Source organism: Microvirga sp. HBU67558, assembly GCF_018069605.1.
Classification (GTDB): Bacteria; Pseudomonadota; Alphaproteobacteria; order Rhizobiales; family Beijerinckiaceae; genus Microvirga; species Microvirga terrae.
Window position 1 is genome coordinate 120,748 of the sequence record NZ_JAGPUP010000562.1, and the last position, 12,897, is coordinate 133,644.

Genomic DNA, 12,897 nt, shown 5'->3' on the forward strand with positions numbered 1-12,897 from the left:
CAGAGGCCCTACTCGAGCGTGATATTGGCGGTCCGGATGACCTTCTCCCACTTCGCGCCTTCATCCTGCATGTAGGCGGCCATTTCAGCCGGAGAGCTCTGGAGCACGTCGATGCCGGCGCCGATCAGCTTGTCGCGGATCTCCGCATTGGCCACGACACGGCGATAGGTGTCGTTGAGCTTGGAGACGATCTCGGCCGGGGTGTTGGCCGGCGCGACGAAGCCCTGCCAGGCCCAGGCCTCGAAGCCCGGGTGATCGGCCGCCACCGGCGGCACGCCGGGAAGCCCGGAAAACTCCTTAGGCGAGGCAACCGCGATGGCCTGGATCGGACCGGAGAGCTGTGAACGCGCCGTTGCGAAGTCGATGAACATCATGTCCACCTGCCCGGCGACCAAATCCTGCACGGCCGGGGCGGCGCCCCGGTAGGGCACGTGGGTGAGCTTGATCCCGGCCGCCTGCGAGAGCAGCTCGGTGGCGAGGTGGAACGGGCTGCCGAGGCCCGGCGTCGCATAGTTGATGCGGCCCGGATTCTTCTTCGCCTCGGCCACGAGCTCGCGGATCGATTTCACCGGCAGCTTGTTGGTGTTGACGAGGAGCACGAGGGCGAAGCGTCCGGTCAGCGAGATGGGGGTGAAATCCTTGGTGGGATCGAAGGACAGCTTCCGGTACAGGGTGCGGTTGGTCGCGAAGGTCGCCGTATCGCCCAGGAGCAGCGTGTAGCCGTCGGGCTCGGCTCGCGCGGCCGACTCGGCCCCGATATTGGTGCCGGCTCCGGGCTTGTTCTCGATGACGAATTGCTGGCCGAGCTGCTCGCCCATGGCCCCGAAGGCGAGACGGGCGAAAAAGTCCGTTCCGCCGCCGGCCGCGTAGGGGACGATGACCCGAACCGGCCGGGTGGGATAGGCCGATTGTGCGGAGGCGGACCAGGGTGCCAGAGCCGCGGCCGCCGGTGCGGCGGCCAGGGTCCTGAGGATGCTGCGGCGGGTCGGATTCATGGCGTTCTCCCGGACATGGGTCCTGTTATAGGGTTCGGGCCTCGGGCTGCAGATAGCGGACCCGATGTCCGTGACCAAGGTCGACTTAGGTTGAGGATTGGCTCGCCAGACCGGCGGTCCCGCTCAGTTTTTTGCCGTCCCGACTGAACATGGCGGCATTCCCTGCATTCTCCCCCTGAGCGACGAAAAACCCTCCATGACAGGAGATGACGCATGGGCGTGAAAAAGGAAGAAGACGACCTGGTCGATGCCGGCTCGGAATACTCGTTCCCGGCCAGCGATCCGCCCTCCTATATGGGCGGCTCGGCCGTCGCCGGCCCTCCGCCGCAGAAGGAGCCGGCGCGGGAGCCCGTCACCAAGGCGGTGTCCGATCCGGACGAGGTGAAGCCGGTCTGCGATGCCCCTGAGAGCACGGATCCTGCCCAGTCCGGCGCCGCGCCGAAGAAGCACTCCGGCGGCAACAATCCCTGACCTGCGCATGCGACAGGTCTCCGGCATGCTCCTGGTGACGGCGCATGCCGGAGATCATGGTGGATTCCACCAGCCGATTCTCACACTTTCATGCGGCCTTCATCTTGGCAGTGGCATCTGCACGAGGTGACCCTAAAATGGTCCTTGATCCCGCCCGGGATCGGCGAAGCATTCGACAAGAGGCCTGTCAGGGCCCGCCTCAAGGAAGTGATCTGCACCGATGGCGACCACCCGCATTCCGACGACCCCGTTTTCCGACCAACGCCCCGGCACGTCCGGTCTGCGCAAGAAGGTCACCGTCTTCCAGCAGCCCCGGTACGTGGAGAACTTCATCCAGGCGATCTTCGACACCGTCGAGAACAAGGATGGCTCGACCCTGGTGATCGGCGGGGACGGGCGCTTCTTCAATGAATCCGTGGTCGAGACCGCGATCCGGATGGCGGCGGCGAACGGCTTCGGGCGCGTTCTGGTCGGACAGAAAGGCCTCCTGTCCACGCCGGCCGCCTCCTGCGTGATCCGCAAGCACAAGGCCATCGGCGGCCTCGTGCTCTCGGCCAGCCACAATCCGGGCGGCCCCGACGGGGACTTCGGGATCAAGTTCAACATGGCCCACGGGGGGCCGGCGCCGGAATCCTTCACGGAGGCCGTGTTCAAGCGCGCCAGCGCGATCACGGAATACGCAATCGTCGAGGGGGCCGACATCGACCTCGGCCGCATCGGGTCGACCAGGGTCGGCGACATGGCCGTCGAGGTGATCGATCCCGTGGCCGACTATACGGAGCTGATGGAGCAGCTCATCGATTTCGAGAAGATCGCCGAGCTGTTCCGGTCGGGCTTCCGCATGCGTTTCGATGCCCTGAGCGCCATCACGGGCCCCTATGCGAAGGCCATTCTCGAGGACCGCCTCGGCGCGCCGGCGGGAACGGTCGTCAACGGCGAGCCGAAGCCGGATTTCGGCGGCCACCATCCCGATCCGAACCCCGTCCACGCCCATGACCTCATGGAGCTGATGTACGGGCCCGACGCGCCCGATTTCGGAGCCGCCTCCGACGGCGACGGCGACCGCAACATGATCGTGGCGCCGAAGCTGTTCGTGACGCCGAGCGACAGTCTCGCCATCCTGACAAACCATGCTCATCTCGCCCCCGGCTATGCGAAGGGCCTTGCCGGGGTGGCGCGCTCCATGCCGACGAGCCGGGCCGCCGACCGGGTGGCCGCGAAGCTCGGCATCAACTGCTTCGAGACGCCCACAGGCTGGAAGTTCTTCGCCAACCTCCTGGATGCGGGCCTCATCACACTCTGCGGCGAGGAGAGCGCCGGCACGGGCTCCAACCACATCCGCGAGAAGGATGGCTTGTGGGCCGTGCTGCTGTGGCTCAACATCCTGGCCGTCACCCGCAAGCCGGCCGATCAGATCGTGCGTGAGCATTGGGCCACGTTCGGGCGCGATTACTACACGCGCCACGATTACGAGGAGCTCGAGACCGCGCCGGCCAACGCATTGATGGATGCTCTCCGGGCGAAGCTCTCCACCCTGCCCGGGCAGCGCTTCGGCGGTCTCACGGTCCAGGCGGCCGACGATTTCGCCTACACGGATCCCGTCGACGGTTCCGTGACGCCGAAGCAGGGCATCCGCATCCTCTTCGCCGAGGATGCCCGCGCGGTGTTCCGCCTGTCGGGAACGGGCACGTCGGGCGCGACGCTGCGGGTCTATCTCGAGCGCTTTGAGCCGCATGCCGACCGGCACGACCTAACGACCGCCGAGGTTCTGGCGCCCGTCGTCCAGGCAGCCAACGAGATTGCCGAGATCGCGAGCCGCACCGGCCGCACCGAGCCCAGCGTCGTCACCTGACGCCGCCTAGTAGGTTTCCCAAAGCCCCGGCGTCGCCAGTTCGAGCAGGTGCCCGTCGGGATCGCGGAAATACACGCTGGTCCCACCACGGGACCAGGTGGTGCGGCTCTCGATCGGTATCCCCCGCTCCTGCAGCCGCGCCTCCCATGCGCCCAGTTCATCGACGGAAACGGCGAAGCCGATATGGAGTGGTCCCGCGCCATCATGGGCCGGGATCGTCCCGCCCGGGGTGGGCATCGGCTCGTTGGAGCCGCCGCGCAGGAACAGGAGCAGCACGCTCCTGCCGCCCACGTCGAAGGCGCACATGCGCCGGTTGCTGAACAGCAGCCTCAGGCCGAGGTCGTCCTCGTAGAAGGCCAAGGCCCGCGACAGGTCGTCCACATAAAGCGCAGTCTCGAGAATGGCATTCAGCTGGGGCATCTCTGGCCTCTTGAGGATCCTCGCCTGCCTGTATTTTGTCCTCCTGCGCCGTTTTTCACCGCCCGTTCGCCCTGAAAGTCCGTCATTTCACGGCGGCGAAAAATTGGGCAATGGTGCTGACCTTTTAGTCTTGAAACAGGGCGGCGGGGCGCTTAATTATTGCAATGCAACACGGCGATTGGCGTCGCAGCGTTGCTGCCCTTCTTGGGCGTTTCCTCCCTAAACTTCGGGCCGTTGGCAACAACGGCCTTTTTTCTTGGGCGCAGCAGGTGGATTCTGCACCGGCCGTGAAACCCGGAACATCGGGTGACCCCGACGGTTTTCCCTCAGCGGAGCCCCGGAGACACCGATGTCCACCCGTCCAGATACCCCACGCAACGCCGACATTCCTCCGACGCGCACGGTCAAGCCGATGGACGCGCCGCCCCTGACCGAGGGCTCGACCACGGCGCAGCTGAAGGGTGACATCAACAGCGGCCGCACAGGTGACAAGAACGCGGTGTTCGATCCGGGCCTCTCCCCGCTCGGCACCGACGACGAGGCTGGCGGCACGCCGCCCACGCCGGAGCAGGTCGATCAGGCCCGTCACCAGGAATCCTCCGTGCGCTGGAAAGACGGCGCCGAGAAGGACAGCTACGCCCATCAGGATTCCCGCAAGGCTCTTTATGCCTTCGTCGGCTTCATCGGCCTGGTGCTCGTCCTGTTCGTGGGCGCCTTCTCGATGTTCTGATCATCATCGAAGCGGCACGACGCTGTCCCGGATCACCAGGTCGGTCTCCAGACGGATCCGCTTGGGCGAAGGCCGCCCCTGCAGCAGATCGATCAGGGCCGAGGCCGCGGCCTGTCCCAGTTCCCGGCGCGGCTGATGGATCGTGGTCAGGGACGGCTCGGCCACGGCGGCAAACTCGATGTCGTCGAAGCCGGCCACCGAGATGTCGTCGGGGACTTTCAGCCCAGCCGAGAAGACGGTGCGCATCAAACCGATGGCCATTTCATCGCTGGTGCAGAACACGGCTGTCGGCCGGGTGGTCCGCCCCACCAGGGACTGCCCTGCCCTGACGCCCGCCTCGATGGTGTAGTCCCCTGGGATGACGAGGGCGGGATCGAACGGCAGGCCGGCACTTTCCAACCCGCCCATATATCCCTGAAAGCGTTCACGCTCGAGGATGTTGCCGGCCGGACCGCTCACATAGGCGATGCGCTTGTGGCCCAACGCGGCCAGATGCTGCGTCATGCGGGAGGCTGCCGCGCGATTGTCGATCTCGATCTGAGGAATATCGGCGTTCGGGATTGCTTCGCAGAGGGCAACGAGCGGGATCGACAGGCGAGCCGGACTTCCCTCCCCGTCGCGGCTCTGCCCGAACAGGTGGCCGTTGAGGAGAATGGCGCCATCGACCCGTCCCGCCGCCGTAAAGGCCGCGAAATGCGCCTCCTTCTCGGGCGAGCCGTCGAGATCGCTGATGATCATACCGTATCCGGCTTCGAAGAGCGTTTCCTCGATGCCCCGCAGGATCTTTGAGAAGAAGGTGTTTGCAAGGTCCGGCAAAACGACCAGCACCATGTAGGTTTTCTGTGACCGAAGGGTGCGCGCGGCAGGGTTGGGCACGTATCCGGTCTTGGCGATGGCCTCCAGAACCCGCGCCCGAGCCTCGGGAGAAACCCGTTCCGGCGTGGCGAGAGCCCGGCTGACCGTGGCTGTCGAGACATCGGCGAGTTTGGCGACGTCCTGAATTCGCGCAGCGCGGGCCGAAAACCCTGACTGCTCCGGTTCGTCCTTCTGCCCGACGTCGTCCATCGACCTCCCCCTACCATGGTTCTGTTTGACAGAAGCTGAGGTTTCGGTAAAGTTTTATGTAAACGATTACATAGGGGCGTTGCCGACCCCCATGTCAGCTCTACATCGCCCAATGTCCCGGCAGAGGACAGGCCGACATACCAGGAGGAAACGAATGCCAGCTCACGCGCCGTCCAGTTGATCCTCGCCCGCACAAGCCCCTGACGCCCGTCTTCCGAGGGGAGGCGAGCGATGCCGCTCATCCGGAGCCGTTCATGGAATCCGTTCTTCGCGCAGAGAACATCTCGAAATCCTTCGGACCGATCGAGGTCCTGAGCGGCATTTCACTGGATCTGAAGCCCGGCGAGGTCCATGCCGTCATCGGCGAGAACGGAGCCGGCAAATCGACTCTGATGCGGATCCTGTCAGGCCACATCGCGCCCACGAAAGGCAGCCTGCATCTGAACGGCCAGCCGATCACCTTCTCTGGGCCCGTGGATGCGGAGAGCCACGGCATCGTTCTCGTGCACCAGGAAATCCTTCTTGCGCCCGACCTGACGGTTGCGCAGAACCTCTTCCTCGGCCGCGAGATCCGGCGCTTCGGCTTCGTCGACGACAAGGCGATGCGCGATCGGACACGGGCGATCCTGCGTGAACTTGGCACCGGCATTGATCCCGACCGTGAGGTCAGTCGCCTGTCCATCGCCGACCGGCAGCTGGTGCAGATCGCCCGAGCGCTGCTGGTGCCGCACAAGGTGGTGGCCTTCGACGAGCCGACCGCGGTTCTCACGCCGGTCGAGGCCGAGAGTCTGTTCGAGATCATCCGGAAGCTGCGCTCCCAGGGCGTCTCCGTCCTCTACATCTCGCACCGCCTGAATGAGGTGAAGGCGGTTGCCGACCGTGTCACCGTGCTGCGCGACGGGCGCCACATCGCGACCCGCGACATCGAAGGCCTGGAGCCGCTCGAGATGGCTCGTCTCATGGTCGGCCGCGACATGTCCAAGCTCTATCCGGACAAGCCGGCGACCGCCTCCGACCAGCCCCTTCTTGGCGTTCGCGACATGGTGGTGCCCGGCTATGTGGAGAACGCGTCCTTCACCCTGCATCGCGGCGAGATCCTCGGCTTCGGCGGCCTGATCGGCGCCGGCCGTACCGAACTGTTCGAAGCGCTCGTGGGGCTTCGTCCGGGCCATGGCACGATCACCCTCGACGGCAAGCAGGTTCATTTCCGCGATGCGCGCGAAGCGATGGCAGCGGGCATCGTCTACCTGTCCGAGGACCGGAAGGGCAAAGGCCTGCTGCTCCAGCAGAACCTCCGGGTCAACCTGACCCTGGCAGCCCTCGAAAAGTTCAGCCATGGGTCCTTCATTGATGGCGGCGGCGAGGAGAAGGCGCTCGACAGGGCGATCAAGGACTTCGACATCCGCACCCGGCGGCGCGATCTTCTCGCCGGGCAGCTGTCTGGCGGCAATCAGCAGAAGCTGCTGCTCGCCAAGATGATGCTGGTCGAGCCCCGCATCGTCATCATCGACGAGCCGACCCGTGGCGTCGATATCGGCACCAAGGAGCAGATCTACCGCTTCATCGCTTCCCTCGCCGCCGAAGGCCGCGCGGTCGTCGTCATCTCGTCCGAAATGCAGGAACTGATCGGCCTGTGCCATCGCGTCGTGGTGATGCGCAACGGGCGCGTCGCAGGCGAGGTTGCCCAGGGCGATCTGTCGGAAGATTCCATCGTTTATCTCGCCACAGGCGTCCATGAGGAAAGGGCGGCGGAAATCGCCGCAGGCCACGCATGACCGAAACCGTGCTTCGCTCGAGCGCTGAAAAGCGCCGGTTCAACATCGACATGCGGGCTCTCTCCCCCTTCATCGCGCTCGTGGTGCTCATCATCGCGGGCGCGCTGATCAACCCGGATTTCCTGACCGCGTCGAACCTGCTCAACGTGGTGACGCGCTCGGCCTTCATCGCCATCATCGCCGTGGGTGCGACCTTCGTGATCGCCGGCGGCGGGCTTGACCTCTCCGTCGGGTCCATGGCGGCGCTGACGGCCGGTGTCATGATCCTGACCCTGAACAATCTGGGTGGCGGGGACGTGGGCACCCTGGCGCTCGGCATGCTCGCGGCGATTGCCTTGAGCGCAGCCTGTGGCCTGGCGAACGGCCTCATCGTCACCTTCGGGCGCATCGAGCCCTTCATCGTGACGCTCGGCACCATGGGCATCTATCGTTCGCTCGTGATCTGGCTTGCGGCCGGCGGCACGATCACCATGCGCAATTTCGAGCTGCGCGAGCTCTACCGGCCGATCTATTTCGACAGCATTCTCGGCATTCCGATCCCGATCATCGCGTTCCTCGTGGTGGCCGCCATCGGTGCGCTGATCCTTTATCGCACCTCCTTCGGCCGCCACGTGGTGGCGCTCGGGTCCAACGAGGACGTGGCACGCTACTCGGGCGTGCCGATCTGGCGGGTGCGCACGCTGACCTACATCATCCAGGGCATCTGCGTCGGCATCGCGGTTCTGGTCTACGTGCCGCGCCTCGGCTCGGCCACGCCGACCACGGGCCTCCTGTGGGAATTACAGGCCATCACGGCCGTGGTCATCGGCGGCACCGCCCTGAAGGGCGGCATCGGCCGCATCTGGGGCACGGTGGTGGGAGCCGTGATCCTCGAGCTCGTCGCCAACATCATGGTGCTGTCGAATTTCGTCTCCGAGTTCCTCGTGGGCGCGGTTCAGGGTGCCATCATCATTATCGCCATGCTCGTGCAGAGGTCAGTCCACCGAGGGCGATGAAACCGGTGCCAAGCCCACCGGACGAGGGAGAAAAGGCTTAATCAACCCTTCAGGGAGGAATGAGATGAAAGCAACGGTACTGAAGATCGCGGTCGCGGCGGGCCTCATGGCCGGCGTCGCCACCGGGGCGATGGCCCAGCAGAAGAACGTGACGATCGGCGTCTCGATCCCGGCCGCCACCCATGGCTGGACCGGCGGCGTCGTCTACCACGCGCAGGAGACGGCCAAGCAGCTCGAGAAGGGCTATCCGGGCCTCAAGGTGATCGTGAAGACCTCGCCGGACGGCGCCGCGCAGGCGAACGCCCTCGACGACCTGACCTCGCAGAAGGTCGATGCCCTGGTGGTCCTGCCCTTCAACTCGGACGAGCTGACGAACCCCGTCCGCGAGATCAAGAAGCGCGGTACCCTCATCACCGTGGTCGACCGCGGCCTCAAGGACCCGTCGATCCAGGACATCTACGTGGCCGGCAACAACCCGGAATTCGGCCGCGTCGCCGGCAAGTACTTCGTGGACAACCTGAAGCAGGGCAACGTCGTGGTGTTCCGCGGCATCCCGACCGTGATCGACGAGGAGCGCGTGACGAACTTCGAGAAGGCTCTCGAAGGCTCGGGCGTGAAGGTGATCGACAAGCAATATGCCAACTGGAACCGGGACGATGCCTTCAAGGTGATGCAGGACTTCCTGTCTAAGCACCCGAAGATCGACGCGGTCTGGGCGTCTGACGACGACATGGCTCTCGGCATCATGGAGGCGATCCGGCAGGCCAAGCGCGAGGACATCAAGTTCGTCCTCGGAGGCGCCGGCATGAAGGACATGATCAAGAAGGTGATGGACGGCGACAAGATGATCCCGGCCGACGTGTCCTATCCGCCGTCCATGATCTCTACCGCCATGGGCGTCACCGCGGCGCATTTCTACACCAACGCTCCCATGCGCGGCACCTACGTGCTCAACGCCCAGCTGATCACGAAGGACAACGCCAAGGAGCACTACTTCCCGAACTCGCCGTTCTAACAAAGCGACGTGGCTCTCGCCTCTCCTGCCCGGGAGAGGCGAGGCAACGGCAAGCCGCTCGACCGCCGCGCGGCTTTCCCTTGCCGATCCTTGCCGGTTTTCCGCCTTCACTCACGCCATATCGGGAGTTCACCCATGAAGACCATGAAGGGCCCCGGCCTCTTCCTTGCGCAGTTCGCAGGCGACGAGGCTCCATTCAACTCGCTCGACGCGATCTGCGGCTGGGCCGCGTCCCTCGGCTACAAGGGCGTTCAGATCCCCACCTTCGACCCGCGCCTGATCGACCTCCAGAAAGCGGCGGAATCGGACGCCTATTGCGACGAGATCGCCGGCATCGTGCGCTCCCACGGCATGGAGATCACCGAGCTCTCCACGCACCTGCAGGGTCAGCTCGTCGCGGTTCATCCGGCCTACGACGAGGCCTTCGACGGATTCGCGGCGCCCGAGGTGCGCGGCAATCCCAAGGCCCGGCAGGAATGGGCGGTCAACCAGATGCTGATGGCGGCGAAAGCCTCCAAGCGCCTGGGCCTCAACGCCAGCGTCACCTTCCCGGGCGCGCTCGCCTGGCCGTTCATGTATCCCTGGCCGCAGCGGCCCGCTGGTCTCGTCGAGACCGCGTTCGAGGAGCTGGGACGCCGCTGGAAGCCGATCCTCGATGCCTACGAGGACGCCGGCTGCGACGTCTGCTACGAGATCCACCCGGGCGAGGACATTCACGACGGCGCCACCTTCGAACGCTTCGTCGATGCGGTCGGCGGACACCGGCGCGCCTGCATCAACTACGATCCGAGCCATTTCCTGCTGCAGCAGCTCGACTATGTGGCCTTCATCGACCTCTATCACGAGCGCATCAAGGCGTTCCACGCCAAGGACGCGGAGTTCAACCCGTCGGGCCGCGTCGGCGTCTATGGCGGCTACGAGAGCTGGATCAACCGGGCCGGCCGGTTCCGCTCGCTGGGCGACGGACAGGTGGATTTCGGCGCCATCTTCTCCAAGCTCGCGGAGTACGACTACGATTCCTGGGCCGTGCTGGAATGGGAATGCGCCCTGAAGCACCCGGAGGACGGTGCGCGCGAAGGCGCGGAGTTCATCAAGGCGCACATCATCCGCGTGACGGAAAAGGCCTTCGACGACTTCGCCGCCGGCGGAACGGACGAGGCGGCCAATCGCCGGATGCTCGGTATCGACGCCGCGTAAGGGATAAGGGGGCAGAAACATGACGATTGCTGGATCTCCGGAGCAGAAGCTCAACCGCCGCCTGCGCCTGGGCATGGTCGGCGGCGGGCGCGGCGCGTTCATCGGCGCCGTGCATCGAATCGCGGCCCGCCTCGACGATCGCTGGGAGCTGGTGGCAGGGGCGCTGTCGTCCGATCCCGAGCGGGCCAAGGCCTCGGGCGAGGACCTGCTCCTGAAGCCCGACCGGGTCTACGGCGACTTCAACGAGATGGCCCGTCGCGAGCGGCGGCTGAAGGACGGCATCGACGCGGTGGCAATCGTCACGCCCAACCACGCCCACGCGGCGGCCGCGCGCGCCTTCCTGAAGGCGGGCATCCACGTGATCTGCGACAAGCCGCTCACCACCACGCGGCGCGAGGCCGATCAACTGGCGAAGCTCGCGAAGGAGTCAGGTCTGATCTTCGCGGTCACGCACAACTACACGGGCTATCCGCTCGTGCGCCAGGCCCGCGCCATGGTGCAGGCGGGCGAGCTCGGAGCCGTCCGGGTGGTGCAGGTGGAATATGCGCAGGACTGGCTCGCCACCCGGATGGAAGAGACCGGCAGCAAGCAGGCGGAGTGGCGCACGGATCCGGCCCGCTCGGGCCCGGCCGGCGCGGTCGGCGACATCGGCACCCATGCCTTCAACCTCGCCGAGTTCATCGCCGGCGACGAGGTCGCGTCTCTGTCGGCGGAGCTGCACACCTTCGTGGAAGGTCGCAGGCTCGACGACAACGCCCACATGATGCTGCGCTTCGCGTCCGGCGCCAGGGGCATGCTCTGGTGCAGCCAGGTGGCGGCCGGCCTCGAGAACGGCCTGCGCATCCGCATCTACGGCGAGAAGGCCGGGCTCGAATGGCATCAGGAGAACCCGAACTATCTCACCTTCTCGCCCCTGGGCGAGCCGCCGCGCACCATTCGCCGCAACGGCTATGGGGCCGACGAGGTCTCCCGTGCGGCCTCGCGCATTCCCGGTGGGCACCCGGAAGGGTATCTCGAGGGCTTCGCCCAGCTCTACACGGATGTGGCCGAGCAGATCGCGGCGCGGCTCGAGAGCCGCGAGCCCAGCCCCTTCTCGCTTCAGGTACCCACGGTCGAGCACGGCGTGCGCGGGGTCCGCTTCATCGAGGCGGCGGTGCGCTCCTCGCAGCGCAAGGCGGCCTGGGTCGATCTCTGATCTGGTCCGCACGGGGCCGGGGCGTCCGGTCCCGTGCGGCTCCCTTGAAATCGTCCCCGCAATCATGACCTATAGGGTGATCACGCCCAGACGCGGACGAGACGATTTTCAAGATGGCTTCCACGCATCAACATCATGGCCTCGAGGACCTGAACGACACCCAGAAGCGGGTGCACCGGATCCTGTGCTCCGCGCAGAACCCGCTCTCGGCCTATGAGGTGCTCGACAAGATGCGGGCCAAGGGCGCCGTGACGCCCCCGACCGTCTACCGGTCTTTGGACAAGCTGATCGAGAAGGGGCTGGCCCATCGGCTGGAGAGCCTCAACGCTTATGTGGCCTGCAAGCATCCGCACCAGGAGCACGACATGGCGGCCTTCGCCATCTGCGAGGGCTGTGGCCTGGTCAGGGAATTCACCGACCCGCACATCAGCGAGCGCCTCTCCCATTGGGGTGACGATCACGCCTTCTGCACCAAGAAGGTCACGGTCGAAATTCGCGGCCTGTGCGAGACCTGCGCGAAGTGATCCTACCCTCGGGAACATAGGCCCTGTTTATACGTTATTATATATCCTTTGAAAGATCTCCACCCCCTGTCTGTGTACAAACGCCAGATTCCTTTGCGGAATATGCACAGCTGCAAGTGCCGCCGGTAACGATAGCACATTGTCAGATTCGCATTTTACCTATATGAATATATAGGTTCCGTAATAACAGGAGTGTGGCTCATGAGCACCAAGGCCCTCAGGAAAGAAGAAGAGGAAAACCTCCTTCGTCGTGCAGACGATCTGTGCCGCCAGAACAATCTCAGGCTCACGCCGATCCGCGAGCGCGTCTATCGCGAGCTGGTCCAGAGCGGCGGTCCGGTCGGCGCCTACGACCTGGTCGATCGTCTCAGCAGCGAGAAGAAGCGCCTCGCCCCGGTCACGATCTATCGCGCCCTCGACTTCCTGCGCGATGCCGGCCTCGTCCACCGTCTGGCCACCCAGAACTCCTACGTCATCTCCCACGGCCAGCCGGACGTGAACGCCATGAAGATCATGTTCGTCGATTCCAAGACGGGCGAGACCATCGAGGTTCATTCGACCGAGGTTGCGGAGGCCGTGAGGAAGGCCGCCGAGCAGGCCGGCTTCAAGTCCGTTTCACCGTTCATGGAAGTCGAGGGCGAGATTGCCCACTGAGCTCGGACG

General features: G+C 65.2%; 13 protein-coding genes. 10 read left to right on the forward strand and 3 right to left on the reverse strand.

What is annotated here, in order from left to right; all coding sequences use genetic code 11:
• Positions 1–8: 8 nt before the first annotated feature.
• Positions 9–995, reverse strand: a complete 987-nt coding sequence (locus tag KBI52_RS30710; RefSeq protein ID WP_173949406.1) for a tripartite tricarboxylate transporter substrate binding protein — start codon at positions 993–995, stop codon at positions 9–11.
• A 213-nt stretch (positions 996–1,208) separates the two neighbouring features.
• Between KBI52_RS30710 and KBI52_RS30715 the strand changes: the two genes are divergently transcribed.
• Positions 1,209–1,466 (forward strand): hypothetical protein, encoded by a 258-nt coding sequence (locus KBI52_RS30715; RefSeq protein WP_210812695.1) that lies wholly within the window; start codon positions 1,209–1,211, stop codon positions 1,464–1,466.
• A gap of 220 nt (positions 1,467–1,686) precedes the next feature.
• Positions 1,687–3,318 (forward strand): alpha-D-glucose phosphate-specific phosphoglucomutase, encoded by a 1,632-nt coding sequence (locus tag KBI52_RS30720; protein WP_210812696.1) that lies wholly within the window; start codon positions 1,687–1,689, stop codon positions 3,316–3,318.
• 6 nt (positions 3,319–3,324) lie between these two features.
• Here the strand turns inward: KBI52_RS30720 and KBI52_RS30725 are convergent, their stop codons facing one another.
• Entirely contained in the window at positions 3,325–3,738 is a 414-nt protein-coding gene (locus KBI52_RS30725; RefSeq protein WP_173949409.1) for a VOC family protein, read from the reverse strand.
• A 349-nt stretch (positions 3,739–4,087) separates the two neighbouring features.
• Between KBI52_RS30725 and KBI52_RS30730 the strand changes: the two genes are divergently transcribed.
• The gene (locus KBI52_RS30730; protein WP_173949410.1) at positions 4,088–4,468 is read left to right on the forward strand and encodes a hypothetical protein; all 381 of its coding nucleotides are present in this window, start codon (positions 4,088–4,090) and stop codon (positions 4,466–4,468) included.
• 3 nt (positions 4,469–4,471) lie between these two features.
• Here the strand turns inward: KBI52_RS30730 and KBI52_RS30735 are convergent, their stop codons facing one another.
• Positions 4,472–5,533 carry a LacI family DNA-binding transcriptional regulator gene (locus tag KBI52_RS30735; RefSeq protein WP_173949411.1) on the reverse strand — a complete coding sequence of 354 codons (1,062 nt, stop codon included), beginning with the start codon at positions 5,531–5,533 and terminating at the stop codon, positions 4,472–4,474.
• Between the two features lie 254 nt (positions 5,534–5,787).
• Between KBI52_RS30735 and KBI52_RS30740 the strand changes: the two genes are divergently transcribed.
• The 7 genes from KBI52_RS30740 (at position 5,788) to KBI52_RS30770 (ending at position 12,888) form a co-directional block, all read left to right on the forward strand.
• The gene (locus KBI52_RS30740; RefSeq protein WP_210812697.1) at positions 5,788–7,308 is read left to right on the forward strand and encodes a sugar ABC transporter ATP-binding protein; all 1,521 of its coding nucleotides are present in this window, start codon (positions 5,788–5,790) and stop codon (positions 7,306–7,308) included.
• Positions 7,305–8,303, forward strand: a complete 999-nt coding sequence (locus KBI52_RS30745) for an ABC transporter permease (RefSeq protein ID WP_173949413.1) — start codon at positions 7,305–7,307, stop codon at positions 8,301–8,303. The genes KBI52_RS30740 and KBI52_RS30745 overlap by 4 nt, the downstream gene beginning before the upstream one ends.
• A 64-nt stretch (positions 8,304–8,367) precedes the next feature.
• Positions 8,368–9,318 carry a substrate-binding domain-containing protein gene (locus KBI52_RS30750; RefSeq protein ID WP_173949414.1) on the forward strand — a complete coding sequence of 317 codons (951 nt, stop codon included), beginning with the start codon at positions 8,368–8,370 and terminating at the stop codon, positions 9,316–9,318.
• A gap of 135 nt (positions 9,319–9,453) precedes the next feature.
• Positions 9,454–10,515 carry a sugar phosphate isomerase/epimerase gene (locus tag KBI52_RS30755; RefSeq protein WP_173949415.1) on the forward strand — a complete coding sequence of 354 codons (1,062 nt, stop codon included), beginning with the start codon at positions 9,454–9,456 and terminating at the stop codon, positions 10,513–10,515.
• Between the two features lie 19 nt (positions 10,516–10,534).
• On the forward strand, positions 10,535–11,710 hold the full coding sequence (locus KBI52_RS30760; protein ID WP_210812698.1) for a Gfo/Idh/MocA family protein: 1,176 nt from the start codon (positions 10,535–10,537) through the stop codon (positions 11,708–11,710).
• A gap of 113 nt (positions 11,711–11,823) precedes the next feature.
• Positions 11,824–12,234, forward strand: a complete 411-nt coding sequence (locus KBI52_RS30765; RefSeq protein ID WP_173949417.1) for a Fur family transcriptional regulator — start codon at positions 11,824–11,826, stop codon at positions 12,232–12,234.
• A gap of 201 nt (positions 12,235–12,435) precedes the next feature.
• Positions 12,436–12,888, forward strand: a complete 453-nt coding sequence (locus KBI52_RS30770) for a Fur family transcriptional regulator (RefSeq protein ID WP_173949418.1) — start codon at positions 12,436–12,438, stop codon at positions 12,886–12,888.
• Positions 12,889–12,897 lie beyond the last annotated feature (9 nt).

Bases quoted from the DNA above. Each gene is read 5' to 3' on its own strand.
- KBI52_RS30710 (WP_173949406.1), bottom strand. From the start codon at position 995: ATGAATCCGACCCGCCGCAGCATCCTCAGGACCCTGGCCGCCGCACCG.
- KBI52_RS30715 (WP_210812695.1), top strand. From the start codon at position 1,209: ATGGGCGTGAAAAAGGAAGAAGACGACCTGGTCGATGCCGGCTCGGAA.
- KBI52_RS30720 (WP_210812696.1), top strand. From the start codon at position 1,687: ATGGCGACCACCCGCATTCCGACGACCCCGTTTTCCGACCAACGCCCC.
- KBI52_RS30725 (WP_173949409.1), bottom strand. From the start codon at position 3,738: ATGCCCCAGCTGAATGCCATTCTCGAGACTGCGCTTTATGTGGACGAC.
- KBI52_RS30730 (WP_173949410.1), top strand. From the start codon at position 4,088: ATGTCCACCCGTCCAGATACCCCACGCAACGCCGACATTCCTCCGACG.
- KBI52_RS30735 (WP_173949411.1), bottom strand. From the start codon at position 5,533: ATGGACGACGTCGGGCAGAAGGACGAACCGGAGCAGTCAGGGTTTTCG.
- KBI52_RS30740 (WP_210812697.1), top strand. From the start codon at position 5,788: ATGGAATCCGTTCTTCGCGCAGAGAACATCTCGAAATCCTTCGGACCG.
- KBI52_RS30745 (WP_173949413.1), top strand. From the start codon at position 7,305: ATGACCGAAACCGTGCTTCGCTCGAGCGCTGAAAAGCGCCGGTTCAAC.
- KBI52_RS30750 (WP_173949414.1), top strand. From the start codon at position 8,368: ATGAAAGCAACGGTACTGAAGATCGCGGTCGCGGCGGGCCTCATGGCC.
- KBI52_RS30755 (WP_173949415.1), top strand. From the start codon at position 9,454: ATGAAGACCATGAAGGGCCCCGGCCTCTTCCTTGCGCAGTTCGCAGGC.
- KBI52_RS30760 (WP_210812698.1), top strand. From the start codon at position 10,535: ATGACGATTGCTGGATCTCCGGAGCAGAAGCTCAACCGCCGCCTGCGC.
- KBI52_RS30765 (WP_173949417.1), top strand. From the start codon at position 11,824: ATGGCTTCCACGCATCAACATCATGGCCTCGAGGACCTGAACGACACC.
- KBI52_RS30770 (WP_173949418.1), top strand. From the start codon at position 12,436: ATGAGCACCAAGGCCCTCAGGAAAGAAGAAGAGGAAAACCTCCTTCGT.